Source organism: Archangium sp., assembly GCF_036388035.1.
Lineage (GTDB): Bacteria > Myxococcota > Myxococcia > Myxococcales > Myxococcaceae > Archangium.
Window position 1 is genome coordinate 1 of the sequence record NZ_DASVSO010000140.1, and the last position, 15,674, is coordinate 15,674.

Annotated in this window: 12 protein-coding genes; 9 read left to right on the forward strand and 3 right to left on the reverse strand. The window is 71.4% G+C overall.

The features are described 5' to 3' along the window. Window positions 1-43: 43 nt before the first annotated feature. On the reverse strand, window positions 44-2,074 hold the full coding sequence (locus tag VF697_RS06130) for a TonB family protein (protein WP_331092548.1): 2,031 nt from the start codon (window positions 2,072-2,074) through the stop codon (window positions 44-46). A 242-nt stretch (window positions 2,075-2,316) separates the two neighbouring features. On the opposite strand from VF697_RS06130, the gene VF697_RS06135 reads away from it, so the two are divergent. The 7 genes from VF697_RS06135 to VF697_RS06165 all read left to right on the forward strand — a co-directional run bounded on the left by VF697_RS06135 (window position 2,317) and on the right by VF697_RS06165 (window position 10,164). Next, entirely contained in the window at window positions 2,317-2,862 is a 546-nt protein-coding gene (locus VF697_RS06135) for a chemotaxis protein CheW (protein ID WP_331092549.1), read from the forward strand. After that, entirely contained in the window at window positions 2,859-4,247 is a 1,389-nt protein-coding gene (locus VF697_RS06140) for a CheR family methyltransferase (protein ID WP_331092550.1), read from the forward strand. Before VF697_RS06135 ends, VF697_RS06140 begins: the two co-directional genes overlap by 4 nt. A 43-nt stretch (window positions 4,248-4,290) precedes the next feature. Continuing rightward, window positions 4,291-5,895 carry a methyl-accepting chemotaxis protein gene (locus tag VF697_RS06145; RefSeq protein ID WP_331092559.1) on the forward strand — a complete coding sequence of 535 codons (1,605 nt, stop codon included), beginning with the start codon at window positions 4,291-4,293 and terminating at the stop codon, window positions 5,893-5,895. Window positions 5,896-5,929: 34 nt separating this feature from the next. Continuing rightward, on the forward strand, window positions 5,930-6,307 hold the full coding sequence (locus tag VF697_RS06150; RefSeq protein ID WP_331092551.1) for a response regulator: 378 nt from the start codon (window positions 5,930-5,932) through the stop codon (window positions 6,305-6,307). 7 nt (window positions 6,308-6,314) lie between these two features. Then, window positions 6,315-6,908, forward strand: a complete 594-nt coding sequence (locus VF697_RS06155) for a chemotaxis protein CheW (RefSeq protein ID WP_331092552.1) — start codon at window positions 6,315-6,317, stop codon at window positions 6,906-6,908. 12 nt (window positions 6,909-6,920) lie between these two features. Next, on the forward strand, window positions 6,921-9,449 hold the full coding sequence (locus VF697_RS06160; RefSeq protein ID WP_331092553.1) for a hybrid sensor histidine kinase/response regulator: 2,529 nt from the start codon (window positions 6,921-6,923) through the stop codon (window positions 9,447-9,449). 82 nt (window positions 9,450-9,531) lie between these two features. Next, on the forward strand, window positions 9,532-10,164 hold the full coding sequence (locus VF697_RS06165; RefSeq protein WP_331092554.1) for a DedA family protein: 633 nt from the start codon (window positions 9,532-9,534) through the stop codon (window positions 10,162-10,164). A 111-nt stretch (window positions 10,165-10,275) separates the two neighbouring features. Here VF697_RS06165 and VF697_RS06170 read toward each other — a convergent pair whose 3' ends face one another. Next, window positions 10,276-11,238, reverse strand: coding sequence for a histidine kinase dimerization/phospho-acceptor domain-containing protein (locus VF697_RS06170; protein ID WP_331092555.1), 963 nt, complete (start codon window positions 11,236-11,238; stop codon window positions 10,276-10,278). Between the two features lie 245 nt (window positions 11,239-11,483). Between VF697_RS06170 and VF697_RS06175 the strand changes: the two genes are divergently transcribed. Together VF697_RS06175 and VF697_RS06180 are read left to right on the forward strand one after the other, a co-directional pair. Then, window positions 11,484-13,559: an alginate lyase family protein gene (locus tag VF697_RS06175; RefSeq protein ID WP_331092556.1), complete on the forward strand. Its 2,076-nt coding sequence runs from the start codon at window positions 11,484-11,486 to the stop codon at window positions 13,557-13,559. Window positions 13,560-13,617: 58 nt separating this feature from the next. Then, window positions 13,618-14,943 (forward strand): nucleotide sugar dehydrogenase, encoded by a 1,326-nt coding sequence (locus VF697_RS06180; RefSeq protein WP_331092557.1) that lies wholly within the window; start codon window positions 13,618-13,620, stop codon window positions 14,941-14,943. Window positions 14,944-15,044: 101 nt separating this feature from the next. On the opposite strand, the gene VF697_RS06185 is transcribed toward VF697_RS06180, so the two are convergent. After that, window positions 15,045-15,674, reverse strand: a 630-nt coding sequence (locus VF697_RS06185) for an SDR family oxidoreductase (RefSeq protein ID WP_331092558.1), incomplete at its 5' end; no start/stop codon positions are given.

Genomic DNA, 15,674 nt, shown 5'->3' on the forward strand with positions numbered 1-15,674 from the left:
GCTCACCCGGAGTCGATAGACTCCGAGTGGTGCGGCACGGGACTCAGCGGCGGCGCGGCGCCACCAGGCGGATGCTGAAGGTGTAGTCCACCGCCACCGGCCGGCCCTGCAGGGTGATGGGCCTGTAGGTGCGCGAGCGCAGCGACTGCACCACCGCCTCGTTCATGTGCGGCAGGCCCTTGATGACGCGGCAGTTCTCCACCGCGCCCGCCTGGGTGATGACGCACTTCACCAGCATCGTCCCCTCCACGCGGGCCGCGAGCGCCTCGCGCGTATAGACGATGTCCTTGCCCTTCAGCTCCACCGGGCGCGGCATGCCCTCCTGGAAGGGCACGGGGCCGTCTCCCGTGGAGGCGACGCCCTTGGACAGCGCCAGCACCGGCACGGCCAGGCCGCCCGAGGCGCCCGACGTGGGCTTCGGCTCCGTGGCCGTGTCGACCTTGCTCGGAGCCCCCGCGGGCACGGGCGCGGGCGGTGGATCCGACTCGAGCATCACCGGCGCGGACATGGAGCCCAGGGCCGTCGCCGTGGAGGACGTGCCCGCGGCCCCCGAGGCGTGATCCACCCGGCTGCCCGAGGACGCGCCCGCGTTGCGGTTGCCGCCCGCCGAACCACCCCGGGTGCGCTGCAGCTTCTGGGCGAACACCACCTCGCCCGAGCCGCCGGTGATGACCGTCTCCGGCTGGTAGCCGTCGAGCACGAAGGTGAACTCGGCGGTGACGGTGTCCTGGCCCTTCTCCTTGGGAATCTCCAGCAGCAGCGGCGTCGTGCCGCGCTCCTCGCCGTGGTAGACGACGCGCGCGCCCGTGGGCTGGCTCATCAGCCGGAAGCGCACCACCTGCTCCACCGGCGCCTTCTCGGCGGGGGCGGGGGCCGGGGCGACCACGGCCGTCGTCTCCTTCGGGGCGCCCCACGTGAGGACTCCCGAGGACAGCAGCAGGCCGCCCGTGATGAGCGCGGCGATGCCTCCGCCCACCAGGCCTCCCAGCATGAGCGTGCGCCGACGCGCCTTCTGCATGTCGGGCGGCACCTCCACGCTGATGTCCACCGCGAGCGTGTCGCCCCCGGCGGGCGCGTCACCCGCGATGCCGGCGAAGAGCGGGGTCTTGTAGGGCCCCGTGGTGTTCTGCCCACCTGGACGCTTGAAGATGCCGCTGTGGCCGCCCGCGGACATGTTGGCCCCGCGCATCGCCTCCAGCAGCTCGTCCATCGACTGGAAGCGGCGCGCCGGATCCTTCTCCAGGCACCGGCGCACCAGCGACTCGAGCTCCGGCGGCACCGACACGTCCGGCCGCACCGAGCTGAAGGCGGGCGGCAGCTCCTTGTGGTGGGCGAAGATGAGCTCGATGTGATCCTTCGAGATGAACGGCGGCCGCCCCACCAGCATCTGGTAGAGCATCACGCCCAGCGAGTACACGTCGCTGCGCACGTCCGACTCGTTGCGCGCCTGCTCCGGCGCCATGTACGCCGGCGAGCCCAGGAAGGTGCCGCTCTGGGTGATCTCCGGGTTGGGCGCCTCCTCCGTGGTGGGCGCGATGGACTTCACCAGTCCGAAGTCCAGCACCTTGACGAGGTCCTGATCGGCCTCGTTGAGGATCATGATGTTGGCCGGCTTGAGGTCCCGGTGGACGATGCCCTGGTTGTGGGCCTCGCGCAGGGAGCGGCAGATCTGCTGCGCGATGTTGAGCGCGCGTGCCCAGGGCAGCGGCCCCACCTCCGTCAGCGCCTGGGCGAGCGTCCGCCCCTCCAGGTACTCCATGGCGATGTAGTAGATGCCATCGTCCGTCTGCCCGTAGTCGATCACCGTCACCGTGTTGGGGTGGCGGAGCTTGGACGAGAGCGAGGCCTCGCGCAGGAAGCGCTTCTGGAAGCCTGGATCCTTGCTGGTGGGGAAGTTGGGGTTGAGCACCTTCAGCGCGACCACGCGATCCAACGGGGTCTGCTGGGCACGGTAGACCCGTCCCATCCCTCCGACGCCAATCGGCTCGAGGATGCTGAAGCGGCCATTGAGCGTCCGCCCGATGAGAGGATCCGCCCCTGTATCTCCCGGACCCTGCGAATCGCCGGTCACCATGTATTCTTGCTCCCCCGGTCTGCGCCTGGGTGGGAACCAACCGTTATGGCCCGGCATGAAACCATAACTCCCGGAAACACGCGACTCGGCAGATCTCTGCTTGCCCGTCAGCCGTCCACCCGTCCAACTCGCGCCCGGAGGTAGGATGTGTCGCCCGCATTGACCATCCCCGCAATATCGGACTACCGTCCAACTCTCCCGCGCATGGATTCAGGCGGACTCGCGATGGTCGGTTCCCTTCGATGACGGCTGAAGCTCAGGCGAGACGCGCGTCGGCAGAGAAGCGGCTGGCGTCGTTGGAAGAGGAGATCGTCCGGCTGCGGCGAGAACTGGCCACGCTCGGCGTGGAACAGCGACTGCCCGGCCTCTACCTCACGGTGGAGGTGGCCGGCACGACGGCGCTCCTGCCCGTGGAGGCGGTGCTGGAGGTGGTGCGGCTGGTGGCCGTCGAGCCGCTGCCGACGGCGCTCCCCCATGTGGTGGGCACCATGCTCTACCGGGGCACACCCGCGGTGGTGGTGGACGTGTCCGCGATGCTCGGCGTGCGCCGGGAGCCGGATCTGGACGCCCACCTCGTCATCTGTGGGGGCGCGCGGACGGTGGCGCTGCTGGTGGATCGGGTGAGGGATCTCGTCGAGTCCCCGCTGCTGGTGGAGGGCTCCGCGTCGGGCACCGTCCCCACGCCCTGGGATGGCACCGGGTTGATGGCGGGCCTGTGTCGCACGCCCGAGGGCCTGCGGCCGCTGCTGCGCGCCTCGGCCTTCCTGGCGGTCCCGGAGGGGCCGTGAAGGAGCCGCTGCGCACGGAGCGCCTCGACGAGTCGACGCTGGGCGGGCTGGAGACGGTCCTGCGCGCCGCGTGCGGCATGGTGCTGGCCCCCAGTGTGCGTCCCTCGCTGGGTACCGCCCTGACGCGCGCGGCCGAGTCCCAGGGACTGCCCACGCTCGACTTCCTCGAGCGGCTGCTGGCGCGCGACACCGCGGCGGTGGAGTCCTTCATCGGCTACGCCGTCATCGGAGAGACGTACTTCTTCCGCCACCCGGAGCAGCTGCGCGCGCTGGCGCGACTGGCCGTCCCCAGCACCGGGCCCTTCCAGGTGTGGAGCGCCGGCTGCGCGAGCGGGGAGGAGCCCTTCAGCATCACCATGGCCCTGCTGGCGGTCGGCCTCCCCCCCGAGCGCGTCCGCGTGCTGGGCACGGACGTGTCCGGCCGCGCCCTCGCGCGCGCCCAGCAGGCCACGTACTCCCCCTGGTCCGTGCGGCGCATGGAGCCCGAGCTGGAGCGGCGCTTCCTCTCCATCCGGCCCGACTCCGTCTCCGTGCCCGCCGAGGTGCGCGCGCGGGTGGAGTTCCGGCGGCACAACCTCGTCACCGACGCCCCGCCCGTGTCCGGCGCCCAGGCCGTCTTCTGCCGCAACGTCCTCATCTACTTCCCCCCGGAGGTCATCCCCGGCGTGCTGGAGCGGCTCGTCCAGGCGCTCGCGCCCGGGGGGTGGCTCTTCCTGTCTCCCGCCGAGCTGCCCTTCTCCCAGGGCCTGGGGCTGGAGGCGCGGGAGATGGACGGGCTCACCGTGCTGCGCAAGCCCCCGCCCGGAGAGCGGCCGCCGGCGCGGGCCACCCGGCCCGGCCCCATCCGGGTCGCGGCCCGGGTACCGAGCCCGCTGCGGCGGGTGCTGACGCCTCCCCGGGTGGCCCGGGTGGCTCCCGCTCCGGAGCTGTCGGCCGCCCAGGTCGCGCCCCCTCCGTCCTCCCAGCCGTCGGCCGGACCCTCGGTCCCCGGCACGCTGGAGCAGGCCCGGGCCGCGGCGCGCGCCGGGAAGTATGACCTGGCCGAGGAGCTCGCTCGGCTGGCCGCTCGGGACCTCTCCCCCGAGGCCTACCTGCTGCTGGCCATGGTGGCCGAAGGGCGAGGGGACGTGCAGGGGGCCGTGGCCGCGATCCGCAAGGCGCTCTATCTGGAGCCCCAACTGGCCGTCGGTCATGCCATGCTCGTGGCGCTCTATGGTCAGTTGAGCCAGCCCGAGGAAGCGGAACGGGCGCGGCGCAACGCGCTGCGGGCATTGGAAGGATTGGATGACGAGCACGTGCTGCGGGGTATGGAAGAGGTGACGGTGGGAGGCCTGCGGCGAGCGCTCGTTCCAGGAGCGAAGATGGGAAAGTCGGGTGCGCGATGATCGGCGCCTGTTGGAGCTGGGAGGACCCGTGGACGGCACTGGCATGACACCGCCCGCCATTCAGAGGCTGGACATGCGGCGCCTCAGCCTGCGGACCAAGATTCTGGCCATCACCGGCGTGTCGGGCACGCTCGTGATGCTCATTCTCGTGGCCGCCTTCTCGTTCCAGATGCGCGAGTCGCTCAAGGCGGAGTTCGCCAAGCGGGCCACCTCGGCGGGCCACGAGCTGGCGCACCACCTGTCCATCGCCACCTGGTCGCGGGACGAGGCGGGCCTGGAGCGCGCCACGGCCGCCACCCTCCGCAACAACCCGGACGTGGCGTACGTGGTGGTGCGCGACCGCCAGGGAGACCTGCTCGGCCACTCCCGGGCCCAGCGCCTGGTGAGCCCGGCGCTGCTGCCCGCGCTCTCCCCGCAGGGGCGCGACCGCGAGGTGTACGTGGGCGGGCGGCGGGTGCTGGAGACGTCCGCTCCCATCTTCTTCCAGTCGCGCACCCCCGGCGACGACGCGGGCCAGCCACTGCAGGTGGGCTCGGTGCAGGTGGGCATGGAGCTGGACGTGCTGGACCAGACGGTGTCGCGCATGGCGATGCGCGGGTTCGTCCTGGGCCTGCTGGTGCTCGGCGGCTGTCTGGTGGTGGTGGCCCTGGTGGCCCGCGTGCTCATCGTCCCGCTGGAGCGCCTGGCACGCGCGGCGGCCGGCATCGCCGCGGGAGACCTGCGGCAGCAGATAGAGACCCACGGCACCGACGAGGTGGGAGACCTGGCGCGCAGCTTCGCCACCATGGCCGAGGTGCTGTCGGACCTGCTCAAGGACCTGCGCACCGCGGCCTCGGAGATGGAGCGCGAGGCCACCAACGTGCTGGCCACCTCCTCGCAGCAGTCCGCCATGGCCAACGAGCAGGCCTCCGCCATCCACGAGACGGGCGCCACGGTGGCGGAGATCGCCCAGACGTCCAAGCAGGCCACCTCCTTCGCGGACACCGTCATCGGCGGCACCCAGCGCTCGGATGCGCTGAGCGCCGAGGGTCAGAAGGTCGTCAGCGAGAGCGTCTCCGCCATGGAGAAGCTCAGCGAGCAGGTGAAGGCCATCGCCCTGGCCATCACGGACCTCAACGAGCAGACGCTCCAGATTGGCGACATCATCACCACGGTGAAGGACGTGGCCGAGCAGTCCAACCTGCTGGCGCTCAACGCCTCCATCGAGGCGGCCAAGGCGGGCGACCAGGGCCGTGGCTTCGCGGTGGTGGCCATGGAGATGCGCACGCTGGCCGAGCAGTCGAAGATGGCGGCCAACCAGGTGCGCGCCCTGCTGGGTGAGGTGCAGAAGGGCACGCGCGCCGCCGTGACGGCCACCGAGGAGGGCAGCCGCCGGGCCCTTTGGGCCATGGAGCTGGCCCAAAGCGCGGGCGCGGCCATCGTGGGCCTGTCGGATCTCATCCGGGAGTCGTCCTCGGCGGCCCGGCAGATCGCCGGCAACACCCGGCAGCAGACCATCGGCGTGGAGCAGATCGCCGCGGCGATGAACGAGCTGACCATCGCCATGCAGGACAACGTCGAGGGGACCAAGCGCATCGAGCAGGTAGCGGGCAACCTCTCCAGCCTCTCCAAGCGCTTCTCCGACCTCGTGGGGAAGTACCAGCTATGACAGGACAGGGCGTCTCCGTGGAGGAATCCCAAGAATGAAGGTGTTGATCGTCGAAGACACGAAGACCATCACCAACCTCATCCAGGTGTACCTGATGGGGTGGGGGCTGGAGTTCTTCGAGGCCAGCAATGGCGTGCAGGGGCTCGCGCGTGCCCGGGAGATCAAGCCAGACCTGGTCATCTCCGACGTGCAGATGCCGGAGATGGACGGGTTCGCGCTGTGCGCGGCGGTGCGGGCCGACCCCATCCTCTTCGCCACGCCCGTGGTGATGCTGACCTCGCTCAAGGACGACTCGAGCCGGCAGCGGGGACGGCTGGTGGGGGCGAGCGCGTTTCTCAACAAGCCCGTGGCGGTGGATGACCTGCGCGAGAAGGTGCGCAGCATCCTGAAGCTCCCCGCCAGCAAGTACTAGAGGGGCCATGGCCGGGGACGAGTCGAGCGGGAAGATCGACTACGCGGCACTGCGCCGCAAGCTGGACGAGGCGCAGGCGGTGCTCGAGGGCGCGCAGGTGCTCAGCCCGGAGCGTCGTCGCGAGGTGCTCGCCGATCGGGCGCGCGCCCTGGCCGGCTCGCGTCAAGAGGATCGCCGCGAGACGGTGTCGGTGCTGTCCTTCCGCGTGGGCGGCGAGCGCTACGCGGTGCCCATCGAGGCGGTGGACCACGTGCTGGAGTCCAAGGGGCTGTGTCCGTTGCCGGGCGCGCCGCGTTACGTGCTGGGCGCGCTGGTGTCCCGCTCGAGGGTGGTGCCGGTGTTGGATCTGCGTCAGGTGCTGGGTTTGGAAGGAGGCGGTATGTCGGACCTGGCGCGCGTCGTCGTGGTGGAGGTGTCCGAGGAGTTCTTCGGCCTGGCGGCGGAGGAGGTGGACGGACGGCAGGAGCTGCCCAGGGCGGACCTGTCGCACCCGCCAGCGGGGCCCTTCACGTTCCTCACGAGGGATCGCACCACCAAGGAGCTGTTGATGGTGCTCGATCTCGAGCAACTCGGAGACCCCACCGCGGTGGGGCGGAGCTAGGACGGAGGGCGCATGGATCCGCGGGTACTGCGTAGCCTCTGGCCCATCTTCGCTGCGGAGACGCGCGAACAGCTCCAGACCATCGGCACGGCCGTGCTGGGGTTGGAGCAGGGCTCGGCCGAGCAGGTGTCGGAACAGCTCACCGCCCTCAAGCGGGAGGTGCACAGTCTGAAGGGGTCCGCGGCCAGTCTGGGGCTGTCGGACATCGAGCAGCTCGTGCACGCCATCGAGGATGGGCTGGCGCACTGCGCCCCCGGGCAGACGCCGCCCAAGGGGCTGGTGGAGTCCACCCTGCGCAGCCTGTCGGCCATCGAGTCCGCGCTCAACCACGGGGACACCGGCGAGCTGCCCGTCATCGAGGGGCTGGGAGCGCTGCTGGCCTCGCTCGGGCGGGGTGGCGTCGTGCAGGCCGCCGCGGTGCAGCCCAAGGCCCCCGCCCACTTCCGGCGCGAGGGCCTCCAGACGCTGGAGAAGCTGGAGACGTCCCTGCGCCGGCTGTGCTCGCCGGACCTGGAGGATCGGCCGGGCGCGGTGTGGGAGGCGGTGGGGCTGGCCGAGCTGCTGAAGGCCGCGGCGCAGACGGCTGGCATGTCCGCCGTGGAGACGCTGGCGAGCTCGGTGCGCTCGGGCTTCGCGCGCATGGAGGAGGGGGGCGTCGGCGCCAGCGTGGCGGCCTCGGAGGTGACGGGCTCGCTCGTGGAGCTGCGTGGCGCGCTGGAGTCGCTCGCGGAGGAGTCTCCCGCCGAGCCCGCCGCGGCCCCCGCGGAGCCGGTGGCGACGACGCGCTCGGCGGCCGGCCGGCGCCAGCAGCAGGACATGGACCGGGCGGTGCGCATCTCGGTGCGGACACTCGACTCGCTGGCGCTCCAGGTGGAGCAGCTCGCGGCGGGCCGGGCGCAGCAGCTCCGCCGCGCGGAGGCGCACCGCGAGCTGTTGGAGCAGACGCACCAGGCCCTGTTGCAGTTGGAGCGCACGGCCCAGCAGCTCGCGCTGTCCTCGGGGGGCGGCGGGGCGCTCGAGTCGCTGCGCTCCGGCGTGGGCATGGTGCGCGGCGTGCAGAAGCGGCTCGTGCAGCTCTCCAAGGACGTCCACCGCGAGGGCGAGCAGCTCGCCATGGTGGCCCAGGTGGTGCGCGATGACCTGCGCGACCTGCGCATGGTGCCGGCCTCGCAGATTCTGGAGCCGCTCAAGCGCACGGTGCGCGAGCTGTGCGCTCGGCTGGGCAAGGACGTGGAGCTGGTGCTCGCCGGTGGCGACGTGCGCATCGACCGGCGCATCGTGGACGTGCTGAAGGATCCGCTGCAGCACCTGGTGCGCAACGCGCTGGACCACGGGATTGAAGCGACGAGCGAGCGCCTGGCGGCGGGCAAGAGCGCGCGCGGGCAGCTCGAGGTGCGCGTGGAGCCCCGGGGCACCCGCCTGGCGGTGGTGGTGGAGGACGACGGCGCGGGCCTGTCCCCGGAGAACGTGCGGGCCGTGGCCGTGCGCCGCGGGCTGCTCACCGATGCGGAGGCCGCCAAGCTCACCGAGATGCAGGCCGCCCGGCTCGTCTTCGAGCCCGGCTTCTCCACCCGCGACCATGTGACGGAGACGTCCGGCCGCGGCGTGGGCCTGGACGTGGTGCAGAGCACGGCCACGCGGCTGCAGGGCGCGGTGGACATCTCCTTCGAGAAGGGCAAGGGGACGCGCTTCACCATCGACCTGCCGTTGATCCTCGCGGGCGCGCTGGGGCTGCTGGTGCGCTCCGGCACCGCCGTGGTGGCCATTCCCTCGGACGCGGTGGAGCGCGTGCTGCGGCTGGCTCCCTCGGACGTGGGGACGGTGGCCGGGCACGTGGTGGCGTGCGTGGAGGACGAGCAGTTGCCCTTCCACGCGCTCTCCGAGGCGATCGGCATGCCCCGGCTGCCGCTGGCGCTCGAGTCGGGCAAGCCGCAGACGGCGATGGTGCTGGCGCTCGGCGGCGTGCGCGCGGTGTTCGCCATCGACGCGGTGGTGGGCCAGCAGGAGATCGTCGTCCGCTCGCTGGGGCGGCACCTGCAGAGCGTGTCCCACCTGGCCGGGGCCGCGGTGCTGGACGACGGCAGCGTGGTGCCGGTGCTCAACGCGCCCGAGCTGCTGCGCGCCGCCGCCGCTCCGGTGGTGCTCCGCGCGGTCGCCGAGGTGCGCCGCCAGCACATCCTCGTGTGCGACGACGCGCTCACCACCCGCTTCGCCATCAAGTCGCTGCTGGAGATCGCCGGCTACTCGGTGGTGACGGCGGGAGATGGCGAGGAGGCGCTGAGCATCCTCGAGCGCACGCCCTGCCAGCTCGTGGTGAGCGACTGGCAGATGCCACGGCTGGACGGCATCGGGCTCACCCGGCGCATCCGCGCCCACCCCAAGCTGTCCCGCACTCCCGTCATCCTCTGCACCTCGCTGGACAGTCCGCAGGAGCGGGCCGCCGGTCTGGAGGCGGGGGCGGATGGCTACCTCGTCAAGCGCGAGGTGGAGCGCGGCAAGCTGTTGGACCTGGTGCGTCAGCTCCTTCCGTCGAGTTCCTGAGCGGGCGAGGGGCCAAGGCCCGACTGGCCCCTTCTCCCTTCGCCTCGCGGTGAGCAGCTTGGGGGGAACCGGGAGGCGGTGCGTGGAGGCGCAGGTCACGCTGTGGATCGCGGCGTTCTCGTATCCGGCGGTGTTCCTGCTCCTCGTCCTCTGTGGAGTGGGCGCGCCGCTGAGCGAGGAGCTGGTCGTCATCACCGGAGGCATGGTGGTCGCGAAGAGCGGCGGCAGCCTGCCGTTCATGGCGCTCATCGCCTACCTGGGCATCCTCGCCGGAGACAGCGCGCTGTTCCGGGTCGGACGCTCCCTGGGGCCGAGGGTCTTCTGCCACCCGAAGCTGTCCAGGATGCTGACGCCGGAGCGCATGGAGCTCCTCCAGAAGCTGTTCGCCCGGCGCGGGGCGGTGGCGGTGTTTCTCGCGCGTTTCATGCCGGGCCTGCGTGCCCCCGCGTTCCTGCTGGCGGGCGCCACGGGCGTACCGTACCGGCGTTTCCTCCTGGCCGATGGGGCCGCGGCCTGGGTCGGCGCGCTGGGGATGACGTGGCTGGGCTACCGGTTCGGCCCCACGGTGCTCGCGGATGTGCGGGGCGGCCTGCGCTGGCTGGTCCTCACGGCGGTGGTGGTGGGCCTGGGCGTCCTCATCATCCGCTGGACGCGGCGGCGCATGGCGCTGCGCGCGGCGGCGAGGGTGGTGCAGGCTCCCGAGGTTGAACCCTGAGCTGAGCCGTCCGAGGCATCCGCATCGCGGGCCTCGACCTCCCGGGCGCATTTCGCGCGAACCTGTCCACTAAGTGTACAGGTTGCTCGCGAGCGCACCCGGGGTGCCCGCTCAACCCGGGATGCCCGGCAACAACATAGTCAGCGCGACTTCCGGCGCTTCGCGCACCGTCAGTCCGGCGTCCAGTCTCCGGGCGAGTCTCTCCAGCGACTCGAGCGCGCGCTTCGGCACCGGGAGTTCCGCGCGGGCCTGGAGGCTCAGCCTCCACCGCGCCCCGTCCTGTGCCTCCAAGCGCAACACCATCTCCGAGGCTCCGGCTCCCACCAGCAGCCGCTCCAGTGTCCGCACCAGCAGGGCCAGCGCCTCCCGAGGTGCCCGGACACGCACCGGCTCCGTGGGCAGCTCCAGTCTGGCGGAGGTGCGCCGTCCCGGTCCGAAGGTGGCGCTCAACAAGGAGCGCAGGTCCTCCACCGGCGCGTGCTCGGTCGGCGGCCGCTGGAGACGCACGTTCATCTCCGCCGCGGCCCGGCCCATGCGCTCGAGGTAGCGCTGCATGGAGGGGGTGAGCACGCCCGCCATGCCCTTGGTCATCATGTCGATGTAGCCCTGCAGGACGAGCAGCGGCGTGCGCACGTCGTGTGCGGCTCGCGCGAGCACCCGCTCCCGGTGCGACTGCAGCTCCAGCATCCGCATCCGCTCCTGACGCAGCCGGGCCTGCTCGGCGCGGGAGGCGTCCTCGCGGGACTGGCTCGCCAGCAGGGCACTGCCCAGCGCCGCCAGGCGCGCGAGGAGTTGGCGATCCGCCGCGTCCACACACGGCTCGCCTAGCACGAGCACCGTGCGCCCCTCCTTCATCATCTGTTGCGGGTGGGCTCGGGCCGGGACCGGCGGGGCGAGGCCGGCGAGCGCGACGCGGCGGGAGCCCGCGTACAGCGCGGCCCCACTCGTCTCGGTGAGACGTACAGTCGCCTCCACGAGCGCGTCGAGTCCTGCCCTCGCCCCGAGGTGCAGCGCCCGCTCGGCAACCGCCGAGAGTGTCCGCTCCACCTCGAGGGCGCTGGCACTCCTTCCCACGCGCCGCCCACTCCAAGCACCCGCCTGCACACCGGAGGAATGGCCATGGTGGGCGGGCGGTGCAACGCGGCCCTCCCTGGGAAACAAAGGGGTGACGGAAGGAAAACCCTTTCCCACCCATTCACCCGGCCAGCCAACCTTTTTACTGGCCTACAGGGTTTCCCGATCCCCAAGCCCCGTTTTCCCCTCGGAGGCCGCTGGCCAGCGACTTGCTACCTGAGCCGTCCGGGATGGGACGGAGCGGAATGGGCACTCTGGGGTACTACTCGACGATCGCACGGCTCGCGCCGGGAGGACTCGCCCGGGGGATGGCGCGGCGGGTCCAGGGAGTCGCTCGGCAGGCGCGCTATCGCAAGCGCGAGCGGCTCGACGAGCCGAGGCTGCTGGAGGCCTACGGCGTCTCGCGCGCGGAGGAGCTGGCCGAGCGGGTGCTGTCGGCGCGCGCTGGCGGGGCCTGGTGTGAGGTGGATCAGCGGGCCTCCGTCATGGAGGCGCTCGCGGCCCTTCCTGGCGCCGAGGAGCGGGCCCTGGCGCGCGCCCGGGACGCCGTGCGAGGCGAGTTCGACGTCTTCGGGCGGACCGTGTGCTTCGGCGAGGGTCGGCCGGTGGACTGGTCGAGGGATCCGGTGAGCGGCTACCGCTACCCGGTCATCCCGGTGGAGCAGCTCCGGCTGGAGCAGCCGGGCGTGGACCCCAAGTACCCGTGGGTGCTGGGGCGGCTGGACTGTCTGGTGGCGCTCGGTCAGGGGTACTGGGTGGAGCGCGACGCGGCGGGGCGACGCACCTTCGCGCGGGCCTTCGTGACGCGGACCCTGGACTTCCTCCAGGCCAACCCGGTGGGCCAGGGAGTGCACTGGACGTGTGCCATGGAGGTGGCACTGCGCGCGGCCAACCTGGCGCAGGCGCTGGTGATGTTCTCGGACGCGCCGGAGGCCCGGCGCTCGGAGTTCCTCGTGCCGGTGCTGGAGTCGCTGGCCGAGCACACCGCGTGGGTGGAGGCGCACCTGGAGGACAAGGGTGCGGTACCCAACAACCACCTCGTCTCCAACTACGTGGGCCTGCTGGTGGCGGGCCTGCTCTTCCCGGAGCTGCCGGACGCGCCGAGGCAGGTGGCGCGCGCGGTGGCGGGGCTCCGGGCGCAGATGGAGGCCCAGGTGCACCCGGAGGGCACGTCCTTCGAGGGCTCCGTGCCCTACCACCGACTGGCGGTGGAGCTCTTCACCCTGGCGTGGGTGGTGGCGCGCGGGACGGGGACGGACCTGGGCGAGCTGTACGAGACGCGGCTGCGCCGCATGTACGCGGCCGCGCGCGCCTGGTGCTCGGAGGAAGGGCTGGCGCCGCAGATCGGCGACAACGACTCGGGCCGCGTCTTCCCCTTCCGGGAGCGGGAGTCGCGCGATCAGGGCTACCTCGCCCCGCTGGGGGCGGCCCTCTTCGGGGACCCGAACCTCCGGGAGGGGACCTTCCCGGATGAGGCCGCCTGGCTGCTGGGCCAGCCAGGGCTCGAGCGCTTCCAGTCCCTGCGGCTCGCCCGGCCCGCGGAGTCGGAGAGCTTCCCGGAGGGAGGCCTCCACGTGCTGCGCGGGGCGGGAGCGGTGGTGACGGTGAGCGCGGGCGCGCAGGGACAGCGCGGGGTGGGCGGGCACAGCCACAACGACAAGCTCTCCTTCGAGCTGCACCTGCGCGGGCGTCCCGTCATCGTGGATCCGGGCACGGGCACGTACACGCGGGAGCCCGCGGTGCGCAACGCGTTCCGCGCCACGGCCGCGCACAACACGCTGGAGGTGGACGGCGTGGAGCAGGCGCCGCTCGAGCCGGGCCGGCTCTTCGCGCTGCCCGAGGCGGCGCGGGCGCGGGTGCAGGTGTTCCAGCCGGGCGCCGAGCTGGAGCGGCTCACCGCGCGGCACGACGGCTACCGCGCGCTGCCCTCGCCCGTGGGCGTGGAGCGCACCTTTCTGCTGGACAAGCGCGAGCGTGCGCTCGGAGTGACGGACGCATTGGTGGGGGTGGGGCTTCACGAAATCGTGGGGCGACTCCACCTTCCGGACCGCGAGGCACGGCTCCGGGCGCCCCAGCCCGAGCAACTGGCTCGGGCGCTGCGTGTGCCGCAAGCCCCGCGGAACTTCGAGTCGCTCGGTGTGGAGTTGGGGCCGGCGGAGGCACCGGTGGCACTGGTGCTCTTCGCCACGGGCCTGGAGCCGCGGTTGGAGCCGTCCCGGTACTCGCCGGGCTACGGCCTCGTGGTGCCGTCGCAGGTGGTGGTGTTCCGGGTGCGGGTGTCGCCCCCGGCGTGGCTGAGGTGGGTCGTCGTCTTCAACTGAAGACCAGGGACGAAGGGTGACCGGGGGACCGGCACACCTTCAGGGAGAGGTGAGTCAGATGCGCGTCATGGTGAGCCCGCTGCTGGAGCGTATCCGTCGGCGGGAGGCGAGGGTGGGCGTGGTGGGGATGGGTTACGTGGGTCTGCCGCTGGGTATGGCGTTCGCGGAGGCCGGCTTCCCCGTCACGGGGCTCGACGTGGACACGCGGAAGGTGGACAGCATCGGCAAGGGGGAGAGCTACATCAAGCACATCCCCAGTGCTCCGCTGAAGGAGTTGACGAGCAAGGGCAAGCTGAAGGCGACGACGGACTTCGCCAAGGCGAAGGAGATGGACTGCATCATCATCTGCGTGCCCACGCCGCTCACGGCGTCGCGTGAGCCGGACATGAGCTACATCGTGAAGACGGGCGAGGCGCTGTCGCCTCACGTTCGTCCAGGGCAGCTCTTCATCCTGGAGTCCACCACCTACCCGGGCACTACGGACGAGGTGCTCAAGCCGCTGCTGGAGAAGAGCGGCCTGAAGGCGGGCGTGGACTTCCACCTGGCCTTCAGCCCCGAGCGCGAGGACCCGGGCAACAAGAACTTCAACACCAAGACGATCCCGAAGATCGTCGGCGGGCACACCCCGGCGTGCCTCGAGGTGGCGCAGGCGCTCTATTCGAGCGCGCTGAAGGAGACGGTGGCGGTGTCCTCCACCCGCGTGGCCGAGCTGGCCAAGCTGCTGGAGAACATCTACCGCTGCGTCAACATCGCCATGGTCAACGAGATGAAGATGCTCTGCGACCGGATGAACATCGACGTGTGGGAGGTCATCAACGCCGCGGCGACGAAGCCCTTCGGCTTCCAGGCCTTCTACCCGGGCCCCGGCCTGGGCGGCCACTGCATCCCCATCGATCCCTTCTACCTGACGTGGAAGGCGCGCGAGTACGAGTTCCACACCAAGTTCATCGAGCTGGCGGGCGAGGTGAACACGCAGATGCCGTACTACGTGGTCACCCGCACCATGGAGGCGCTCAACAAGACCCGGAAGACGCTCAACGGCGCGAAGGTCCTGTGCATCGGCGCGGCGTACAAGAAGGACATCGATGACATGCGCGAGAGCCCGAGCCTGCGCATCATCACGCTGCTCAAGGAGAAGGGCGCCGAGGTCGAGTACCACGACCCGTACGTGCCGCGCCTCGAGGAGGGCCACGGCTTCCACTACTCCATGACGTCGGTGCCGCTGAACCCGGAGACGATCAGCCAGTACGACGCGGTGGTCATCCTCACCGACCACTCGTGCATCGACTACAACATGGTCGTCAAGCAGTCGCAGGTGGTCGTCGACACCCGCAACGCCTGCAAGAACGTGGGTCCGGGTCGTGAGAAGGTGACGAAGGCCTAGGCGGGACGCCGGCCGGCCCGGTTGCCGTCCGGATAACAGCCAGGAGGCCCCGTCGCGGCGGTCAGGGGGGACGCCGCGAGGGGGCCTCCGTTTATTTCAGCTCACGGGCGCCGGGGCGCGCCGGGCTCGGGAAGCGCCAGGTCCTCGGACGCGTAGTACGCGAGCACCTGCTGCCGGTACTCCGGCCGCGAGTACACGTCGGGGCGGGGCCGCTCGATGACATCCAGCAGGACGGCGGCCGTCTCCTCGACGGACTGCGCGCCGGGAATCTTGCGCGAGTCCATGCCGCCCCCGAGCGCATTCACGCCGAACTCGGTGGCCACCACGCCCGGCAGGAACGCGGTGACGTGGATGCCCGGGTAGCGCTCGCGCAGCTCCTGCCGCAGGTTGGCCGTGAGCGCGTTGAGCGCGTGCTTGGCCGCGTTGTAGGCCGAGCGGACGGGGACATACGGCACGCGCCCCAGCATGGACGAGACGTTGATGATGTGCCCGCGCCCGCGCGACTGGAAATGCGGCAGCACGGCCTGCATGCCGTAGAGCGCCGACTTGACGTTGACGCGCATCATCTCGTCGAAGTCCTCGTCGGTGAGCTCGGAGACGAGCTTGCTGATGCCGCGCCCCGCGTTGTTCACCCAGACATCCACCTGCCCGAAGCGGGCGAGCGCCGCGTCCAGCACGCGCTGGACGTCTTCACGCCGGGAGACATCCGCGACGACGGGGAGTGCCTCTGG

Coding starts and splice junctions, on each gene's coding strand:
- VF697_RS06135 (WP_331092549.1), top strand. CDS start 2,317: ATGACGGCTGAAGCTCAGGCGAGACGCGCGTCGGCAGAGAAGCGGCTG.
- VF697_RS06150 (WP_331092551.1), top strand. CDS start 5,930: ATGAAGGTGTTGATCGTCGAAGACACGAAGACCATCACCAACCTCATC.
- VF697_RS06130 (WP_331092548.1), bottom strand. CDS start 2,074: ATGGTGACCGGCGATTCGCAGGGTCCGGGAGATACAGGGGCGGATCCT.
- VF697_RS06160 (WP_331092553.1), top strand. CDS start 6,921: ATGGATCCGCGGGTACTGCGTAGCCTCTGGCCCATCTTCGCTGCGGAG.
- VF697_RS06180 (WP_331092557.1), top strand. CDS start 13,618: ATGCGCGTCATGGTGAGCCCGCTGCTGGAGCGTATCCGTCGGCGGGAG.
- VF697_RS06175 (WP_331092556.1), top strand. CDS start 11,484: ATGGGCACTCTGGGGTACTACTCGACGATCGCACGGCTCGCGCCGGGA.
- VF697_RS06145 (WP_331092559.1), top strand. CDS start 4,291: ATGACACCGCCCGCCATTCAGAGGCTGGACATGCGGCGCCTCAGCCTG.
- VF697_RS06155 (WP_331092552.1), top strand. CDS start 6,315: ATGGCCGGGGACGAGTCGAGCGGGAAGATCGACTACGCGGCACTGCGC.